18 protein-coding genes and 1 pseudogene are annotated in these 18,388 nt (G+C 46.4%); 3 read left to right on the forward strand and 16 right to left on the reverse strand.

The window, feature by feature from the left end; translation table 11 throughout:
- Positions 1–30: 30 nt before the first annotated feature.
- From C7R92_RS21165 to C7R92_RS21175, 3 genes are all read right to left on the reverse strand, one after another.
- A complete protein-coding gene (locus C7R92_RS21165) occupies positions 31–1,005 on the reverse strand; it encodes an ABC transporter substrate-binding protein (protein ID WP_106835563.1) in 975 nt (324 codons plus the stop codon).
- An 86-nt stretch (positions 1,006–1,091) separates the two neighbouring features.
- On the reverse strand, positions 1,092–1,919 hold the full coding sequence (locus C7R92_RS21170; RefSeq protein WP_106835564.1) for a helix-turn-helix transcriptional regulator: 828 nt from the start codon (positions 1,917–1,919) through the stop codon (positions 1,092–1,094).
- 451 nt (positions 1,920–2,370) lie between these two features.
- Entirely contained in the window at positions 2,371–2,748 is a 378-nt protein-coding gene (locus tag C7R92_RS21175; protein ID WP_106835565.1) for a winged helix-turn-helix transcriptional regulator, read from the reverse strand.
- Positions 2,749–2,873: 125 nt separating this feature from the next.
- On the opposite strand from C7R92_RS21175, the gene C7R92_RS21180 reads away from it, so the two are divergent.
- Complete coding sequence (locus C7R92_RS21180) at positions 2,874–3,917, forward strand: zinc-binding alcohol dehydrogenase family protein (RefSeq protein WP_106835566.1); 1,044 nt, start codon at positions 2,874–2,876, stop codon at positions 3,915–3,917.
- A 167-nt stretch (positions 3,918–4,084) separates the two neighbouring features.
- Here C7R92_RS21180 and C7R92_RS21185 read toward each other — a convergent pair.
- The 4 genes and pseudogenes from C7R92_RS21185 to C7R92_RS21200 form a co-directional block, all read right to left on the reverse strand.
- Positions 4,085–4,228 (reverse strand): annotated as a pseudogene (locus C7R92_RS21185) (imm68 putative immunity domain-containing protein); the annotation flags it as partial.
- A 45-nt stretch (positions 4,229–4,273) separates the two neighbouring features.
- A complete protein-coding gene (rlmH, locus tag C7R92_RS21190; RefSeq protein WP_106835567.1) occupies positions 4,274–4,753 on the reverse strand; it encodes a 23S rRNA (pseudouridine(1915)-N(3))-methyltransferase RlmH in 480 nt (159 codons plus the stop codon).
- A gap of 4 nt (positions 4,754–4,757) precedes the next feature.
- Positions 4,758–5,000 carry a CxxH/CxxC protein gene (locus C7R92_RS21195; protein ID WP_069850145.1) on the reverse strand — a complete coding sequence of 81 codons (243 nt, stop codon included), beginning with the start codon at positions 4,998–5,000 and terminating at the stop codon, positions 4,758–4,760.
- A gap of 557 nt (positions 5,001–5,557) precedes the next feature.
- Entirely contained in the window at positions 5,558–6,790 is a 1,233-nt protein-coding gene (locus tag C7R92_RS21200) for a S1C family serine protease (RefSeq protein WP_106835568.1), read from the reverse strand.
- Positions 6,791–7,071: 281 nt separating this feature from the next.
- Here C7R92_RS21200 and C7R92_RS21205 point away from each other — a divergent pair, with 281 nt between their 5' ends.
- Positions 7,072–7,308 (forward strand): hypothetical protein, encoded by a 237-nt coding sequence (locus C7R92_RS21205; protein WP_106835569.1) that lies wholly within the window; start codon positions 7,072–7,074, stop codon positions 7,306–7,308.
- Here the strand turns inward: C7R92_RS21205 and C7R92_RS21210 are convergent.
- The 6 genes from C7R92_RS21210 to C7R92_RS21240 form a co-directional block, all read right to left on the reverse strand.
- Positions 7,303–8,091 carry an MBL fold metallo-hydrolase gene (locus C7R92_RS21210; RefSeq protein ID WP_106835570.1) on the reverse strand — a complete coding sequence of 263 codons (789 nt, stop codon included), beginning with the start codon at positions 8,089–8,091 and terminating at the stop codon, positions 7,303–7,305. The two genes, C7R92_RS21205 and C7R92_RS21210, sit on opposite strands and share 6 nt — an antisense overlap.
- A 43-nt stretch (positions 8,092–8,134) precedes the next feature.
- Positions 8,135–8,908: a two-component system regulatory protein YycI gene (locus tag C7R92_RS21215; RefSeq protein WP_106835571.1), complete on the reverse strand. Its 774-nt coding sequence runs from the start codon at positions 8,906–8,908 to the stop codon at positions 8,135–8,137.
- Positions 8,895–10,277, reverse strand: coding sequence for a YycH family regulatory protein (locus C7R92_RS21220; RefSeq protein WP_106835572.1), 1,383 nt, complete (start codon positions 10,275–10,277; stop codon positions 8,895–8,897). Before C7R92_RS21220 ends, C7R92_RS21215 begins: the two co-directional genes overlap by 14 nt.
- Positions 10,274–12,097, reverse strand: a complete 1,824-nt coding sequence (walK, locus tag C7R92_RS21225; protein ID WP_106835573.1) for a cell wall metabolism sensor histidine kinase WalK — start codon at positions 12,095–12,097, stop codon at positions 10,274–10,276. Before walK ends, C7R92_RS21220 begins: the two co-directional genes overlap by 4 nt.
- The gene (gene yycF, locus C7R92_RS21230; protein WP_106835574.1) at positions 12,094–12,804 is read right to left on the reverse strand and encodes a response regulator YycF; all 711 of its coding nucleotides are present in this window, start codon (positions 12,802–12,804) and stop codon (positions 12,094–12,096) included. The genes walK and yycF overlap by 4 nt, the downstream gene beginning before the upstream one ends.
- A gap of 207 nt (positions 12,805–13,011) precedes the next feature.
- Entirely contained in the window at positions 13,012–14,508 is a 1,497-nt protein-coding gene (locus C7R92_RS21240) for a LysM peptidoglycan-binding domain-containing M23 family metallopeptidase (RefSeq protein ID WP_106835575.1), read from the reverse strand.
- Between the two features lie 173 nt (positions 14,509–14,681).
- Here C7R92_RS21240 and C7R92_RS21245 point away from each other — a divergent pair, with 173 nt between their 5' ends.
- The gene (locus C7R92_RS21245; RefSeq protein ID WP_106835576.1) at positions 14,682–15,137 is read left to right on the forward strand and encodes a hypothetical protein; all 456 of its coding nucleotides are present in this window, start codon (positions 14,682–14,684) and stop codon (positions 15,135–15,137) included.
- A 69-nt stretch (positions 15,138–15,206) separates the two neighbouring features.
- Here C7R92_RS21245 and C7R92_RS21250 read toward each other — a convergent pair whose 3' ends face one another.
- The 3 genes from C7R92_RS21250 to dnaB form a co-directional block, all read right to left on the reverse strand.
- Positions 15,207–15,422: a hypothetical protein gene (locus C7R92_RS21250; RefSeq protein WP_020477510.1), complete on the reverse strand. Its 216-nt coding sequence runs from the start codon at positions 15,420–15,422 to the stop codon at positions 15,207–15,209.
- Positions 15,423–15,553: 131 nt separating this feature from the next.
- Complete coding sequence (locus C7R92_RS21255; RefSeq protein WP_069850168.1) at positions 15,554–16,840, reverse strand: adenylosuccinate synthase; 1,287 nt, start codon at positions 16,838–16,840, stop codon at positions 15,554–15,556.
- 181 nt (positions 16,841–17,021) lie between these two features.
- On the reverse strand, positions 17,022–18,371 hold the full coding sequence (dnaB, locus tag C7R92_RS21260) for a replicative DNA helicase (protein WP_106835577.1): 1,350 nt from the start codon (positions 18,369–18,371) through the stop codon (positions 17,022–17,024).
- Between the last annotated feature and the right edge of the window lie 17 nt (positions 18,372–18,388).

An 18,388-nucleotide genomic window follows, 5' to 3' on the forward strand; every position in this document is an offset into this window, starting at 1 on the left:
AATCCCTCCTTATTTTTTAACCTGCATGATTTAGAGCTTACGCAAGGCATTTGTTATATTTTGCAAAGCGTATTCGATAGCTAATGGGCCACCAGTAATAGCGGAAGTATCCATTAAATAGACATTGCCTTTCTTCACGGCATTCAGATTATTCCATACCTTACTTTGCTTTAAGTCATTCATTAATATTTCCTTTTTTGTAATGTCACCTATAAGGAAAATGTGGTCTGCTTGAACAGTTGAAATTCCTTCAAACGTCGTAAATTTATTATTTGTACCTTTAAATGTATCATCTGGTGTAAGCCCCAGTCCCTTTTCTTTATCAAACGCAAGTGTATAGACAGGATTTCCTTCACCTAGAACATTAAAAGTTTTACCATCCCAAGACAAAATAAGAGCTACTGACTCTCCTTGAATCGACTTTAATGCTTCACGCCCAGTTGTAATTTCTTTCATCATTTTATCAATGACCTTTTCCGCTTCGTCTTCTTTCCCAATAATCTCGGCTACTGTACGAAGTCCATATTGCCAATTTTCATAGATGTCCTTGGACTTTAACGTAATGACTGGCGCAACTTTTTCTAGTGAATCATACATTTTTTCATGTTGTTCTGTTGCTAAAATATAATCAGGCTCAATAGATAAAATTTTCTCGATACTAGGGGACAATTTGTCTCCTAATTCTTCAGCTGAATCCAGCTTTCCACTTAAATAAGATAAAGAAGATAGATACTCTTTATCAGTAGAAGCAGCAGGAGGCTCACCTAATGCAACTAATATTTCAGGATAAAAATACCATAATGCAGCCAATTTTTCTGGTTTGTGCTTGATAACAATTTCTTTACCTAACGCATCCTTAACTGTTCTTGGCCAATCAGGTGCATCTGCCTTAACTGCTGATGTACTTTCTGTAGTTGATCCTTTATTTTCAGGTGTTTCATTACAACCTGCTAGTATGCCTGCTAATAATAGCATGGAGATTAGCAAGCCTTTCATCTTGTGCATACGCAATTCCTCCGACATGATGTTTTCTTAGGCTTGCCATCAGTATAGTTAAGTCATTATTCGTTTAAAATGGATGCCTGTTGAAATTAGCATGGATTATTGATGAACTTCTCTCGATATTCAGTAGGAGAAATACCAAATTGTTTCTTGAACACTCTACTAAAATAAAAGGGGTCAGCAATTCCAACAGTTTGCGCAATTTGCTGTACGGGCACATCACTTGTAAATAGCATGTTTTGCGCCATCTTTATACGATATTTCAATAAATATTCTGCTGGTCCCATGCCTGCATGTCTTCTAAATACGTAAGAAAGTCGATTTCGATTAACGTTATATTGTTCTGCAAGCGATGCTATTGTAAGGCTTTGATAATAGTATTCATGAATATAAGTAGATACCCGTTCGAATAAAGCATGTGATTCACAGCTATTTTGCCTATTAACAACACATAATAAGGCTTCATTCAGTACATCTCGAAACAGCATTTCGGTCTGAAACATCGAAAGGCCACCACGCTGATTATACACATGCCAAAGACGCATGATTAATTCAATCAGACGAGGGGATTGTCCCGTTGATAATTCAAAATGCTGATGAGAAAAGCTTGACCCTTCTAGTTCTGAATTACATATCCGGTATAAAACAAGAATATACTCCCAGTTGGTGTTACCAAACATTTTTTGAGCTAGTTTCATTTTTGCACCGCCATGCACAACTTTTCCTGGCGAAAGGATATAAGGCGTGCCATTAAATTGAAATTGTACCTTCCCTGTAAGTGGAAAAACAAATCCAGGAAAAGAATCTGTATAGTCAGCGTAAGGCACACCTGGATTTCTAGCATATCGATATATTCCTTCTACTTGGAAAGGAATGTGTGCAAAATGCTCTGCTAACTGATCAACGTCGATTTTCACATTGCATACCTCATTTCAATAGTAGTTTGTGGGGAATTCTGAGATTGATCGTCGTATATCCTATCTTCACATTATTGATAACGATTATCACTGTCAATCTATATGAATAATAAAAATGCCGCTACCCGGCTTATGTTCAAAGCACCGGGTAGCGGCATCAGATCAGGATGTTTTCAAAAATAGGGGAGTGAGGATCAAAAGAAGTAACAAGATCTTCCTTGGTCTGTGTTGTGGTTTCGTCATCGGACGACACCCGTCCAGATCGTAAGCCTATTTCTATAGCACCTTCCTCCATCACTCCTCCACACCTCTACACCCTTCTTCTCACAAATTTTTCGCCATCACTTATAATAAGGCTCTCCGCGCTGTCCGTAACAGCAAGTTTTTAAGGCCATCCTTTGCGGAATGTAGCTATGGCCCTGTACCTGCCGCCTTGTTACCCAACTTTCCTTTAACTCTCCTCCTCTTGTATCGTTGGATTTTCATTAAGCCGCACTTTATAAGACTCGCCCCATGCTTTCATTGACATAATGACCGGTTCCAGAGTCCTTCCGAAATCAGTAAGGGAGTATTCCACTCTTGGAGGAACCTCTTTATATATTTCGCGATGAATGATGCCATCCCGTTCAAGCTCTCTTAACTGCAATGTGAGCATAAACTGCGTTATTCCTGGATTGAGCCGCCTGAATTCATTGAATCTTTTCGTTCCATTCAGGAGCTGATAGAGAATGATCCCCTTCCACTTTCCACCAATAACATCCAGCGTTGTTTCAACCGGACATGCTTGCATATCTGGACTTACTCCATATTTCTTTCTTCGGTCTCCCATCAGCTTATCCCCCAATGGTTTGATTTTTAATACTATACCATAAAAATATGCGTACTTACTTAAAGTAATTGAATCGATTTACAATGCAAATGTACAACATTTCCTATTTGAGAGGATGAATACCCATGAATACTCACCAAAAGATGAAAGCTGTCGGTGCTTACCGATACCTCCCCATATCGAATCCGGAAAGCCTTATTGATCTGCACTTGGATAAACCGGAACCTACTGGCCGCGATTTGCTTGTACGTGTAAAAGCAATCTCTGTCAACCCTGCAGACGTAGGCGTCCGCGAAAGTCATAACTACGAAGCCGATTCACCGAAAATTCTTGGTTGGGATGCCGCTGGAATCGTAGAACAAGTCGGTCCTGACTGCCAAATGTTTAAACCTGGGGACAAGGTCTATTATGCGGGCAGTGTGTCTCGACCTGGTAGTAACAGTGAATTTCACTTAGTTGATGAACGAATTGTGGGAAATATGCCGAGAAGTTTGGATTTCGCTGCCGCCGCCGCATTACCGCTTACCTCGATAACTGCATGGGAGGGCCTATTTGATCGTTTAGGAATTAGCGTAAATACAGGTGAAAACAAAAACATACTGATTATCGGTGCAGCTGGAGGAGTAGGATCGATTGCTATTCAACTTGCAAAATTAGCAGGGTTGACTGTCATCGGTACTGCTTCACGTCCAGAGTCAATTCAATGGGTCAACAGTCTCGGTGCAGATTTTATCATAAACCACAACGAACCTTTTCACCCTCAACTCAAGGAAGTTGGTATTGACACCGTAGATTATATCCTTTGCTTGAATGATACTGTTCAACATCTTGAAAATATGGCGGAAGTCATTGTCCCCCAAGGTAAAATTTGCTCTATCGTTCCTACAAATAAAGCAACCTGGACAGGGAGCTTGAAAATGGACTTGCTGTTTTCTAAAAGTGTTACGTTTGTATGGGAGTTCATGTTTACACGGTCCTTGTTTCATACCAATGACATGATCAAACAACACGAATTGTTGAATGAACTGGCGGACTTAATCGATGATGGAAAAATAAAAACTACGCTGACTGAACGACTAGAGCACATCAATGCAGCAAACCTACGTTTCGCGCATGAGAAGCTGGAATCTGGACGGACCATTGGAAAAATTGTTTTAGAAAACTTCTGATACTATGAAGGCGAAGTAAGCGCGTTTGGTTCCAAGAAGCGGTAATGTGAATAAACAACTCTAAGGCCCCCTGCTAATACGGGGCCTTTTTGAGTACAACGGTATGTGCTAGCGAGACAATTTCTCCCCAGACTTCTGTAAAAGCTTGCCTTTACTTGTGATAAGGCTCAGCTTAACGGTGCCAGCTCATCTGCGATCATTTTTGCCTTTTCCGCAAGCTCTCTCATATCATCGGCCGGAACAAGCTCGGCTAATTTGTAAGCCAGCGGATTACGGGAAAACTTGTACAATTCATCCCGAAGCAGGTTCCTTTTTTCTTCGGAGGTGTACTTCTAGCTCGATCCGCTGTTTTACCACTATTTGTGGTAAGGCTCTCCCCGACTAATCCGAAACGCCCGATAAACCTGCTCCAACAACACCAACCGCACCAACTGATGTGGAAACGTCATCTTCGAAAACGACAGCAACGCATCCGCCCGCTTCAATACCTGATCGGACATCCCCAACGAGCCCCCAATCACGAACGCCACCTGACTGCGCCCATGCAAAGCCAGCTTGTCCATCTCCGCAGACAGCTTCTCCGATGACCACATTTGCCCATCAATCGCCAGCGCAATCACATACTGATCCTGCTTGATCTGCGCCAGTATGCGCTCGCCTTCCTTGCGCTTTACCTGCTCCATCTCCGCCGCACTCATCTCTTCCGGCGCCTTTTCATCATTGACCTCGATCACTTGCAGCTTGCAGTAAGCAGACAGACGCTTGCTGTATTCATCAATGCCCTCACGCAAATATTTCTCCTTCAGCTTCCCTACCGTGATAATCGAAATTTGCATGATCCTACATTCCCTTCTCTTTCAAAAGCGCGATCTGCCCAGGCTCTCCACATTCCCTACAACGCTTGTCTACTCCATCGCCCTCAATCGCCTGTGCTGCATACGTATCCGGCGCCGCCTCAAAATCATTTACGTAATCATCCAACTCCTGCTCCAAATGCTCCATGCAAGCAAACCGCACCGGATATTCCGCCAACAGCTCAACTTCCTTGCCTTCTATCTGAATGCTCTTCATCTTCATGTCCATATCGATTGCCTCTTTTCCGTACGAATAATGTCGCTTCCTATTCTACCCCAGAACCGCAACAAAACAAATGAATCCAGTAAAATGACATAGCCTCTGCATTTTATAGCTTTTGTTTTTTAACTCTCAATCGACAGTTAAAGCTGTAGAGAGAAAAAAGAAGAAAACGGCGAAAGTCTTTGGGATACCATCCGAAGCGCAATGGAAAAAGGGAAACCTGCCTTTAGCGTCCACCTCTGAGACACTGCATAGCTGCGCGACTTTGGACGCGGGTTTCACTTTTTCCATGAAGCTGGGCAGAACCACCTCACAGCAGGTAGCCCAAGAACTTGAGCGTTTTCTTCTTTTTTCTCTCCTCCACCGAAAGTCTGATCAACAACAAAAAAAGAGAGCGCCGTATCAGCTCGGCGCTCTTAAGTAGGGATCTATTTAAAAATAGATAGAGGGGGGAACTTCAGATGCTGCATATATGCAAACGGGATAAAATGCATCCCGGAATTGCCCGTCAAAGTTTGTTTCCTTGAACATGCCTGCCCGCAAAATGGCTTGGTCAGTACCTCTTACTGCTGTGGCGGAGCGGTCAGCTTCACTTTGGCAGTCTTCTGGATACCGTCACGATAGTACGTAACCTCCATTGTATCGCCCGGCTTTTTGCTCATCGTCAAGTACTTGCGCAGCTGAGCGCTATTGAAAATGTTCTTGTCATCTAGCTTGACGATGACATCGAATTGTCTCAAGCCTGCTTCACCCGCAGGAGAGAATTTGCCTACCTCTGTTTGCACAACGACACCAGCATTCACATTGTCAGGCAGATTCAAGGTTTCTTTCCATTCGTAGCGCGGCACATTTGCCAAGTCGAGCGGCTGCACACCGAGGTAAGAACGTGCCAGCGTGCCTTTTTCCATCAGCTGGTCCACGATCACTTTGACATCATTGATCGGGAGGGCAAAACCTAACCCTTCGACACCGGCTTTGGAAATTTTCAAGGTGTTAATCCCGATGACCTGACCCTCGATGTTTACGAGAGCACCACCGCTGTTACCAGGGTTGATCGCTGCGTCTGTTTGAATGACATCCAGCTCCCAGTCGTCCTGACCATCTTCGTTAAAGTCCATTGGCATAGAGCGTTCTTTGGAACTGATAATGCCTTGTGTGACGGTCCGGGAGAACTGCATGCCCAGCGGATTCCCGATGGCAATGGCCGGTTCGCCCACCTGTAAGGTAGAGGAATCACCAAACTCAGCAACGTCCGTAACCTTGGAGCCGTCGATTTCCAGTACAGCCAGATCGGTGTAACCATCGGCACCGACCACTTTTGCCGCTACTTTTTCACCGGTTGGCAAAGCGACCTCTAGTTTTTGCGCCTTGTCGATTACGTGGTAGTTGGTAACGATGTAGGCTTTTCCGCCTTTTTTCTCAAAGATGACACCAGAGCCTTGGCCTTGCTCTACATCCATCGAGTTCTGCATCCAGCTGTTTCTGCGCTGACCGATGTTGATTACACCAACGATCGCATTCTCCACTTTTTTCACCGCATCTACTGTACCAGAGCCCACACTTACAGATACTGGCTTGGCAAACGGGTTAGAAGAAGAAGCATTGCTGCTTAGCGCATTTTCTGTTCCAGGCTTAACCATATTGATATATCCGGCATTGGAGAGAGTCGGCAGCGTGAGCAGGACGACCATCCCCCCAATTACAGCGGACGTTACCGATGTCACAACCATTCGTCCAATACTAGAACCGCGTTGTTTTTTCCGCTCTACATGAGTTAAATCATCATAGAAACCCATGATTCATACTCCCCTTTCTACTTTCTACCATTACTAGCTTTACAGGTTTTTGATGCTCGTATACACAATGACATGCGCCATAATTGGTTTGCAAGATTGATTTCGTTGATGTCTGTTTCCTTTTGACACCCTTAGTATACGACCCGCTTTCGGCAAAATGGCGTGAGAATTATGGAAAGGTTGTGGAATAGAAAAAAGCTCCCGGAATATTTCTCCGAGAGCACGGATATGATAGATTAAAAGCTTTTAGCTGCCAGACCAAATAGAAAGGATTGATAGACTTGAAAGAAGTCCACCTCATCGCCAAGCTGGCCGACCTTCAGGAAGTAGACTACCACAATACGCTTGTCCTGCATGCCTTGATCGAGCTGCTAGTAGCCAAAGGACTGCTGACACATGACGAGCTGACTGCCAAAATGAACGAGCTCGATACACAATTGACCTTTCAGCTCGATACGTACTCTAAGCTCACAGAGCGCATCGCCAGTCGTCAAGCGGGGATCAAACCAATCTTATAGCTCTTCCAGCTTGGTAGGTCGATCCGGGTACGTATCGCGCAGATGCACATCGTTACCAACAGATAGCCCCCGCTCCTCCAAGATGTTTTTGACCGTCAGTCGGGCCAAATCAATCATGTTGTTTTCCTTACTCAAGTGGGCGAGGTATACACGTTCTGCCCCACCTGTTAGACAATCGAGCAAAGCATCGCCCGCCGCTTCATTGGACAAGTGCCCGACATCGCTCAAGATACGTCGCTTGATGCTCCAGGGATACTGGGACATACGCAACAGCTCGACGTCGTGATTGGACTCGAACACATATGCATCTGCTCCACGTATCGTCTCTTTAATCCGATCACTAACATACCCCAGGTCTGTCGCGACACTGAGCTTTTTCTTTCCATCATAAAAGCAAAAGCCCATCGGTTCGGCGGCATCGTGCGAGATTCCGAATGACTCGATGCCCAAATCCTCCAACTCTTTCTTTTCCCCCACAGAAAAGAAGCGTCGCTGATCTTCCTTGATCGTCCCGATCTGCCCATCGAGCTCCGACCATGTCTTTTCATTGGCGTAAATCGGCAATCCATATCGCCGCGCCATGACGCCGACTCCTTTAATATGGTCGACGTGCTCGTGAGTGACGAGAATGGCGCTCAGATCGGCTGGATTGACACCAATAGTCTCCAGTGCCGCTTCTGCCTGCTTTCCTGTAATGCCTACATCGATCAATACGGAGACACGGTCTGTCGCCACATAAATGGCGTTGCCCGTACTCCCGCTTGCCAACACACTAAATCTCACCGAACATCCCTCTTCCCGTATCTTTCCCAGGCTGTCTATCTATTCAGCGCTGCGTTACCATCGGACGCTCCAGCGCTCCTGTAATCGCGTTGACAAAATGCCATTTGCCATCGTGAACCACGCGCCATACAGGCACCAGCGTCTGAATATCCGCATCGTAAGAACCGTAATAACCCAGGCTCACATTCTCAATCCGTTCTCCTGGCGAAATGATTTGCTTGTCCACCAGAGAGCGTAGTGCCGCATAACCAGAGATCACCTGTCGTTCTCCCTGCTGCTTACGAAGGTGGAAAAAGGTCTGCCTGTATCCGAGTATCGTTCCGTTGTCCAAATACATTTCCAATGGCGCGACGAATACTGGCATTTTATCATAGACCTGCCAATACAAGAGCCGCGCTTGATTCGATTGATACGGATCGGCTACGTACTGATCGGAATAAATCAGCCTCGGACCAATTTGACGCAAGAGCTCCTGCGGATTCAGTTGACCACGAATCTGCATCGGTGGTTCCAGCTTGGCAGCCAGCGCCATCTTTTCTACCGTCGCCTCAAGTCCTGTTATCTCATGCAAGGAAATCGGATTAATTCCGATATACTCCGCATCCAAATTGGACATTTCCGGTGTATCCTGCGGTACTTCTGTATCCAATGTGATATTTTGCTGATTCAAGTACAGCTCTGTATTCCATTTCTCGCTCTGCGCGACTTCCTTGTCATTCCACAGGCTAATGCGCGTCACATACACCTGATACAGGAGAAACAAATCGAGGAGAAGAAAGGCCCAGATCAGAATCGTCTTGGTCCTACTCCAATCCATGCGCCTTCCCTCCTCCCTTTTTGGTGTGCGCAGAAATATACAGGTTCGCCTGATTCGTCAATTCCACAACCCAGATTGGCATCAGGTCTACGTATCCTTCGCCTACTTTGGTCTGATAAGCCAAATAAGCGTTCGTGATTTTTTCCGTGTCCGCCAGCTTTTTGTCGCGGATATATTGATACAGCTCCGGACCAGACATAACCGTCCACTCTTTGTTATCGATATACTTGTCCAAATCCAGCAGCGATCGGCTCATCGTCACAACCTGGCCTGCCTCTGAAGTGATTTGGATGGTATCGATCTGCTTGGCCTCCCCTTCGCTGATCAAGGGATACGCCCCCAAGTACTGGCGGAACGTGATCAAGTCCTTTTCATTGTAGCTCTTCTTGATTCGTTCAAAATGATAGTCATCAAGCCAGCCCAAGTGCTTATTCATGAAGGTAACGGCACTCTGCACTTTTTCTTCATCAGACAGCTCCTGATCCCGCTGTTGGTATGCCGGATCAGTAAACGTGAACGCCTGCTGCTCCGATCTCAATTGAATCGATCTGCTGCCATCTGTAAAAATAACCGTTTTGTCCCGCTCCATAATCTGTCTGACGAGCGACTGATCGATAAAGTAGGACTCGATCAATCTATCATTCGTAACAGGTACGTAGCTGTAGCGGAATTGCTGCATGCGCATCTGATTCTTGGGCAAATAGTAAGTGCTCCACATCAGGGCAGGTCCTTCCAAATCTACGAAGCTTCGCTCTGGTTTGACGATTTTCATGATTTGCTCAGGCATTAAATCACCGGAAGCCAAATACGATTCTCGCAAATCCTTAGGGCTGATCGATGTTCGAGAACGCATCATTCGACCTTCCTCAGTCGACAAAAATAACGCGTAGACGACATCCTCGTCCTTCTCGTAGTACAACCACAATCGGTCAATCCCTTTCATTCGGTTGTCAAACTCATCCCGAAAGGTTACCAGCCGACCTACAATTGACAAGGGAACCGTGCTCCGAAAGCGCACTTCCAAACCCATCTTTTCCCGGGCAATATCTTCCCATTTCTCATTGGAGATGGTGAGCGGAGAAAAATCGAGGAAGATCCATTTCGACATTTCTCGCACGATCAAACTGTAAGGAGCATCGGTCGCGGATGCTTTTGTGTGGCGATCTTCCCCATAGTGAAAAACAACGGATTCCGGCGTAACGAGCTGTTCGAGTTGTTTTTCCTGAACTGGCTTTGACTGCGTGTACTCTGCCGGCTCAATAAATTGAAGGTTAGGTTGATTCGACCACAACATCGCTGTCAAAACAAAGCTGGCTAGCACTAGCAGATTGAGTAAGACGGTCTTGGCAGGCTCTAGCATCCGCTTCATCCCGTTTTTCCTCCTTGGGCAAGTGGCACCCAGAACGTGACTGTCGTTCCTACGTTCCATTCGCTCGTAATCTCGATATCTGCACCGTGTGCCTGTACTAATTCACGGGCAATCGCCAATCCCAGGCCTGTTCCACCCTGACCGCGCGAACGCGCCTTGTCTACGCGGTAGAAGCGCTCAAAGATTCGCTTCAAATCGCGACTGGGAATACCGATTCCTGTGTCGGTGATGGAGATTTGGACCCGCTTTTGCTTGTGGTTCTCTTTTGTCATGAGAACCACAGTGCCTCCTTGAGGCGTATACTTGATCGCATTGGACAAAAGATTATCCAATACTTGATTGATCGCATCCAAATCAATATAAACCAGCGGAAGCTTGCTCGGCATATCCAAGCTGAGCTGAACCTCCTGTTGCTCACTGAACATGGAAAAACGATCGGCAGCATAGCGAAGCAATCGATTGATGTCCGCTTCCTTACAATGCAGACGAACCCCCTGCGAATCAAAACGCGATAGCTGCAACAAATCGTTTACCAAGCGAATCATGCGCTCTGTCTCTGACGAAGTAACCTTCAAGAACCGTTGGGACAGCTCTGGATCTTCCACTGCACCATCCAGCAGCGCTTCCACATAGCTTTTAATGGTCGTCAGTGGTGTCCGCAGCTCATGCGACACATTCGCCACGAATTCGCGGCGCTGCTGCTCCAGTCGTTGCTGCTCCGTCACATCAGCTACGACAGCGATGATCCCACCCATTTTTTTGCTATCGTGCTGCAAGGGCGTAAACGTCACACGCAGGATCACTTCTTCCTTATTCGGAAGCGTCATCTCAATGATAAGCGGTTCTTCCTGCGCATAGAGTGACATCTCATCCTCTGGTGGCAGACCCAGCAGATCGTACAAGGTGCGTCTCTTGAGAAGGACGTCAGCCATCGTCACCTGCAACATATCTTCGGCAGCCCGATTAAACAGGATGATCTGTCCATTCCGGTTAGCAGCAATGACACCGTCCGTCATGTTGCTCAAAATTCCCGCGAGCTTCTCACGCTCTTCTTCTTGCTGCAAAATCGCTTCCTGCAAGCGCAAGGTCATATGATTAAAGGCCATACCGAGTTGGCCAATTTCATCATCGCTATAGACTCGTACACTACTGTTAAAGTCCCCGTCTGCCACCAATCGTGCCTGACGGGTCATCTCCTTCACAGGCTTGGTGATGGTGCGGGCCAACACAACCCCGAGCACCGCCGTAATGACCATGGCGATCATCGTACCTGTTCCCAAGATGCCGTTCATTTTACCAATCGTCGCATAAGTGCCTTCCATCGAAGCGATCATGTAGACCGCACCGTATACAATCTGATCACCCTTAACAGGTAGAGCCAATACTTTCACCCGCGCCCCCGTCTTCGGATCGATCCGCATCGATTCACTGCGTGTCCCGAGCAAGGCAACAGTCACTTCTGGCTGCGAGGTCCGCTGTCCAATTGTGCTTTTGTCCTCTGTCGTCGCAACCACCGTTCTTGTCTGATCGATGACCTGCACATTCGCTCCATTGATTTTGACCAGGTTGTTGATCAGGTTGTCGATGTACTGACGGTTTTGTTCGGCGTTGGATTCCTTCCCGTCGTGCGGGCGCAAATCGCTTTCCAGCAAACTCGCTAACAAACTAGCTTGTCCATTCAATGCCTCGGAAAAGTTGTTGATGTAGTAGCTCTCGACTTCCCGGGCAAAATAAGCGCTAATAAATTGCATCGCAAGCAAAATCAACAGCATGTAAATGATGACCATTTTCCATTGAACGGTTTTGAACAGCCGCCTCATCCAGGCTGGCCTCCCATGCCGGGATTGCGTAATGTATAGCCCAAACCACGCCGCGTGATAATGTACTTCGGCTGGCTCGGATCATCCTCGATTTTTTCCCGCAAACGACGGATCGTCACATCTACCGTCCGCACATCGCCAAAATAGTCGAATCCCCAGACCGACTGCAGGAGATGCTCTCGCGTCAATACTTGTCCCTGATGGCGAGTGAGGTACACCAGCAGCTCAAGCTCACGATGGGTCAGCTCTAATGCTTCTCCCACCTTTTCGACGGTATACGAGTTCAAATCGATTTCCAGCTCATGCACGCGCAGTACATGCTGGCTATCCTTTTCCTCCACTTTCGAGCGGTTACGGCGCAAATGGGCCTTTACACGGGCTACCAGCTCACGCGTACTGAATGGCTTCGTCACGTAATCGTCCGCGCCCAATTCCAGCCCGAGTACTTTATCCAGTTCAGAGTCTTTGGCAGTCAGCATGATGATCGGAATATCATACGTTTGACGAACGGTTCGGCACACATCCATTCCGTCTCTGCCTGGAAGCATAACATCTAGTAAAATCAGATCTGGTCGCTCATCCTTGACCACGACAAGTGCCTCATCACCATCGTAGGCGCATACGACCTGATATCCTTCTTTTTCAAACGTGAATTTCAAAATATCTGCAATCGGTTTTTCGTCGTCAACTACGAGGAGTTTTGCCATCCTGCGCCCTCCTTTTTCTGTAAGTACGTGTTCCAACAGTCGCCTGTTTCCTCTCAAACTGCCTCTTCAAGGATTCCACTTCGACCCTCACTATTCCTCTACAATACACCATGTACGCCATGTAAAGAAGGGCTTGGCATTCAATCCCTGCCAACAAAAAAAGGGCCCCTCCTAAGAGTTGCCCTTTTTTATCCAGAAATTACATGTCTATTTTAAGTAACGAATCGGGTTCTGGTTTCGTCCATTTTGTAGAACCTCAAAATGCAGGTGGACGCCGGTCGATTGTCCAGTAGAACCCTTTACGCCGATTTTCTTTCCTTGGCTAACAACATCGCCGACTTTCACATTAATGCTGCTCATGTGACCGTACAATGTCTTCATTCCATTGCCGTGATCGATGATAACCGATTTTCCATAGTCACCATTCCAACCAGCGAAGGTGACACGTCCATTGTCTGCCGCCATGACAGAACCAGAACCGGCAATATCAATTCCTTTATGCATGCTGCCCCAGCGTTTGCCGAAGCCGCTGCTGATATATCCGCTAGCAGGCCAGCTCAAACGGCCTGTCCCGCGCGATGGAATTACTTTTGTACCGCGCTCCATAATTTTGGTTACAGGCTGCACAGTTACATCTTGTTTAATGACTTTGCGATCGACTACTTGTCCATTTTCTTTCAAGACTTCGTACTTAACTGTTTTAGTGCCGTTTTTACCTTCTTGTACGACTTTTGTTTCGCCTTTAGGGACCTTGTCATTGTTATTAATTTGAGTATTAAAAGCAATGACTTCTTGCTGATCTACTTCTTCTTTGACTTGTACAGTAACCAGTGGACGTACTGCGGTTACATTGATTTCTTGTCCCAATTTAAGGACCGTATTTTCCGTGATGCCTGGGTTGTTCGCGTAAATATCTTTTGATGTAATGCCGTATTTCTTCGCGATGCAACCGATGCAATCGCCTTCTACGACCGTGTGCTTCATATCCTTGAAGGTGCCTTTTACCAGCAACTCCTCAAGTTTATCGGCAGACAAAATTTGAGATGCATCGACTGTTTCGGTTTGCATCTCTACGTTTTCTTTAAATGCGACTTCTTTTACCGGATTTGGTTTGACTGGGACTGCTGATGCTGCTGCTACAATAGCCTTTTTCCCTGTCGTTGCAGGAACTCCGGAATATTTTTGCTTCACTTCAGCCAGTACTTCATCAGCTGATTGCTGGTCTGGCAGGTAACCTACCACTTTGCCATCAATCGTCAGCTTAACGCTCTGAACCTTGAGATCCGCTACGGATGCCAGAGCTTGTACAGCGGCATCATTATTGAACGGTGCCTTGAATTCACGCTCTTCTTCAAATGCGATATAGTTAGCCAATTGCAAGTTAAGGCCTGTTTTTGCCTTTTCCTCTTCCAGCTTGGCTGCTGTCCAGTTATGTATCACATTTGGATCGTTTACCACGCCAATCTCTTTGCCGTTCACACTGACATGGTAGACAGAATTGACATTGCTTGTGTAATAGTATTGTGCAGATGCTCCACCAGCAATCGTCAATACTAGACCCGCCGCAATTGAAAGCGATTGTTTTTTATGCGACTGGATGTAAGAGCTTGTACGTTTCATTGTACGTTTCGCCAGATCACTGCAATCCCGAACGATTCGTGATGACCGTTCCTGCAGCTTGGCCTTCCATTCCGACCAATGCATAACTTGTCCCTCCTGAAAACAGATACAACTTGCTCGTTCTATTTCCTGAAAATTTTTAATTTATTGATTAGGTCGTATATCCCAAAATTTAGTTTCCATTTATCTGCCAAATTGCCTAAAGAAACCAACTATGTCGACTTTACCATAAGATAAACGACAACATCAAGTGTAAATTGCTGTCGAATAAAAAAATAGCCGTAGAGTCACTATATGTACAAATAATTGGTAGCATTTATCATAAATGGGAGCTGATATACGTGAAGGAACGTAACATTCTTGCAGGATTTCAAACCGAGGACGATGCCCAAGAGGCAGAAAAAGCACTTCGACAAGCTGGTTTTTCCATCATTCAGATCGACAGAATTGGACAATTCCCTGGTGATGGGAATGAACAGATCATGAATCCTATTTCCGGAGATTTTCCCAGCTTGGGCAGCCTTACATTGGCAGGTGACTTCCCAAGCGGCAGGGATGCAAGCATCATGGCAGCAGTAGATCCTGACGCCAGCGGCATGGCAGACCGGGGCGACGATAATTTATATCGGAGTGTCTTATTAACGGCAGTCGTACCAGAAGAACAGGGTGATCTTGCAATCGAGATCATCCGATCGTATGGAGGCATGATCTAAAATAAATATAGCCATCTTCCCTTAACTAACTAGGAAAGATGGCTTATTTCGTTATGGACATCTGTGAACTCACACCTCTTGCATCGAGGTAACGTCTTTTAACGCAAGTCTGCGTATTTTCGTTTTCTCGGCGTCATTTTGTTGTTTGTATGTGGTGATAAAGCATAAGTAGCCATTGTTAAAATGAGTCATGGTTCCCTTGATGACGACGCCATTGATCATCTTTACCTGTACATTTTTGCCTAGCAGCTTCATGGCCTTTTGGTCAAATCCAAAACCCATCATCACTTTTCACCTCTCCATTTCTCCCTATGTCTATCCATATGCCCAGAGGGTGTCGTTTCGTGTCTGTCCGTTGCAAAAAAAAGAAAGCTGCCGATTGATCGACAGCTTTCCTCTATTATATAGTCTATTGCTTATCCGTAAATGCCACGAACAATGACAGTTTGTTCACGATCCGGTCCTACGGAGAAGATCGACATTGGAATACCAGTCAGTTGCGTGATGCGCTCAATGTAGTGACGAGCGTTTTCTGGCAAGTCGTTCAGATTGCGAACGCCTGTGATATCCTCAGTCCAACCTGGCAACTCCTCATAAACTGGCTCACATTTCGCCAGCAGGTTGAGGTTCGCTGGGAACGCTTCGATAACTTCTCCATTGTATTTGTACGCTGTGCAAATACGCAGGGTCTCGATTCCAGACAGGGTATCCAGCTTGGTGATCGCCAAACCAGTGAGACCACTGACACGACGAGCATGACGAACAACAACACTGTCAAACCAGCCTACGCGGCGTGGGCGACCTGTTGTCGTACCATATTCGAATCCAACCTCACGAATATGGTCGCCTGTTGCATCAGTCAGCTCAGTCAGGAACGGACCATCACCTACACGCGTCGTGTAAGCTTTTGCAACCCCGATTACTTGGTGAATCTTAGTTGGTCCTACACCAGAACCGATAGTCACGCCACCCGCAATTGGGTTGGATGACGTTACGTAAGGATACGTACCTTGGTCAATATCGAGCAATACGCCTTGTGCACCTTCAAACAATACGCGGTTGCCGCTATCAATGGAATCATTGAGGACAACAGATGTATCAGTTACGTAAGGACGAATGATTTCTGCCAGAGCCAAGTATTCATCCAGAATTTCTTGAAGCTCAAAGCCAGTTGTGTTGTACATTTTCTCCAGCAGCATGTTTTTCTCTGCCAGGTTGCGCTCGAGCTTGCGAGCAAACTCTTCGCTATCCAACAAGTCAGCGATACGAATACCGATACGGGCTGCTTTATCCATGTAAGCAGGTCCGATACCTTTACGGGTTGTACCGATTTTGTTAGCACCGCGGCTATCTTCCTCTACGCCATCCAGCTTGATGTGGTACGGCAGAATCACATGCGCGCGATCACTGATTTTCAAATTGCTTGTAGAAAAACCGAAGCTATGAATGTACTCCAGCTCTTTTACCAATGCTTTCGGATCGATTACCATACCGTTTCCGATTACGCAGGTCTTGTCACTATAAAAAATTCCGGATGGAATCAAATGCAGCTTATACTTGTTACCATCAAAAATAATGGTATGGCCTGCGTTGTTACCGCCTTGGTAACGAGCCACTACCTCTGCACTTTCAGCTAGATAGTCTGTAATTTTACCTTTACCTTCATCGCCCCACTGGGTTCCGACGACAACAACTGTTGACATCGAAAAACACCTCCTGATATTATCATGTCTTTTCGGGCCTGAAACAATCTAAGTTTACTAAACGAGACTCCCCATGTCAACGCTAAATACGAACATTCATATAGTTAGTTCTTAATATGTTCGGCAATTCAATATAGAAAAAAAAGCCGGAATTTCTCCGGCTTTTTTTCCATTCCAACTATTAACCTGCTTGATTTCGAAAGCGATGATCCAAGTTAACGAACTTGTTGAATTCTTTCAAGAACGCCAACTCCACCGTCCCGGTCGGGCCGTTACGCTGTTTGGCGATAATGACTTCGATGACATTCTTGTTTTCTGATTCCTTGTCATAGTAGTCATCACGGTACAAGAAGGCAACGATATCGGCGTCCTGCTCAATTGACCCCGACTCACGGATATCAGACATCATCGGTCGCTTGTCCTGCCGTTGCTCTACACCACGGCTCAACTGCGACAGGGCGATAACTGGCACGTTCAGCTCACGCGCGATCCCTTTTAGCGTACGAGAGATCTCAGATACTTCCTGCTGACGGTTATCTCCTTTGCCTCGTCCATGAATCAGCTGAAGGTAGTCGATCAGGATCAAGCCCAAGCCCTTCTCTGTTTGAAGGCGACGGCATTTCGCCCGGATATCCTGTACAGTAACCCCGGGTGAATCGTCGATGTAAATCGGCGCTTTCGCCAGCGTACCAATTGCCATCGTTAGCTTTTGCCAATCATCTTCCTCCAGTGACCCTGAACGCATCCGGGACGCATCCAGATTGCCCTCCGCACAAATCATACGCTGTACCAACTGAGGAGCCCCCATCTCCAAGGAGAAGATGGCTACGGTCTCACCTGCACGTGCTGCTACATTTTGCGCGAGATTCAAGGCAAAAGCCGTCTTCCCTACAGAAGGACGGGCTGCCAAGATAATCAGGTCACTCCGCTGCAATCCTGCTGTCATCTTGTCCAAATCCGTATATCCCGTAGAAATCCCCGTAATATCACCGCGACGCTGACTCAAAAACTCAATCCGCTCATACGTTTCCAGAAGGGCATCACGAATCGGTGTAAAACCGCCACTGTTGCGATTTTGACCGATCTCCATGATGTACTTCTCCGCATCCGCGATGATCTGCGTGACATCATCTTCACGGGAATATCCGTCATTGGCAATCTTGGTAGCTGTATGAATCAATCGCCGAAGCAGCGATTTTTCTTCTACAATTTTTGCGTAGTATTCGATATTGGCAGCCGTTGGAACTGAGCTGGCGATTTCCGTGATATACGTAACGCCACCGACTTCATCCAACAGCTTGTGGTCCTGTAGATCCGCTGTAACAGTAACCAGATCGACAGGTTCGCCTTTTTCATACAGGTCCACCATCGTTTGAAAGATGCGCTGATGCGCTGTCTTGTAAAAATCCTCCGGACGGAGAATCTCAATGGCCGTGATTAAAGCTTCCTTAGACAAGAACACGGCACCCAGTACCGATTGTTCCGCTTCCTTGTTCTGTGGCGGCACACGATCCAAAAACAGGTCGCTCACGTCACACCCCCCACAAT

This window comes from Brevibacillus porteri (genome assembly GCF_003013475.1).
GTDB classification, from domain to species: domain Bacteria; phylum Bacillota; class Bacilli; order Brevibacillales; family Brevibacillaceae; genus Brevibacillus; species Brevibacillus porteri.

Bases quoted from the DNA above. Each gene is read 5' to 3' on its own strand.
- yycF (WP_106835574.1), bottom strand. From the start codon at position 12,804: ATGGCAAAACTCCTCGTAGTTGACGACGAAAAACCGATTGCAGATATT.
- C7R92_RS21215 (WP_106835571.1), bottom strand. From the start codon at position 8,908: ATGGATTGGAGTAGGACCAAGACGATTCTGATCTGGGCCTTTCTTCTC.
- C7R92_RS21175 (WP_106835565.1), bottom strand. From the start codon at position 2,748: ATGGGAGACCGAAGAAAGAAATATGGAGTAAGTCCAGATATGCAAGCA.
- C7R92_RS21220 (WP_106835572.1), bottom strand. From the start codon at position 10,277: ATGAAGCGGATGCTAGAGCCTGCCAAGACCGTCTTACTCAATCTGCTA.
- rlmH (WP_106835567.1), bottom strand. From the start codon at position 4,753: ATGCAAATTTCGATTATCACGGTAGGGAAGCTGAAGGAGAAATATTTG.
- C7R92_RS21180 (WP_106835566.1), top strand. From the start codon at position 2,874: ATGAATACTCACCAAAAGATGAAAGCTGTCGGTGCTTACCGATACCTC.
- walK (WP_106835573.1), bottom strand. From the start codon at position 12,097: ATGAGGCGGCTGTTCAAAACCGTTCAATGGAAAATGGTCATCATTTAC.
- C7R92_RS21165 (WP_106835563.1), bottom strand. From the start codon at position 1,005: ATGCACAAGATGAAAGGCTTGCTAATCTCCATGCTATTATTAGCAGGC.
- C7R92_RS21255 (WP_069850168.1), bottom strand. From the start codon at position 16,840: ATGTCAACAGTTGTTGTCGTCGGAACCCAGTGGGGCGATGAAGGTAAA.
- C7R92_RS21240 (WP_106835575.1), bottom strand. From the start codon at position 14,508: ATGCATTGGTCGGAATGGAAGGCCAAGCTGCAGGAACGGTCATCACGA.
- C7R92_RS21200 (WP_106835568.1), bottom strand. From the start codon at position 6,790: ATGGGTTTCTATGATGATTTAACTCATGTAGAGCGGAAAAAACAACGC.
- C7R92_RS21250 (WP_020477510.1), bottom strand. From the start codon at position 15,422: ATGATGGGTTTTGGATTTGACCAAAAGGCCATGAAGCTGCTAGGCAAA.
- C7R92_RS21195 (WP_069850145.1), bottom strand. From the start codon at position 5,000: ATGGACATGAAGATGAAGAGCATTCAGATAGAAGGCAAGGAAGTTGAG.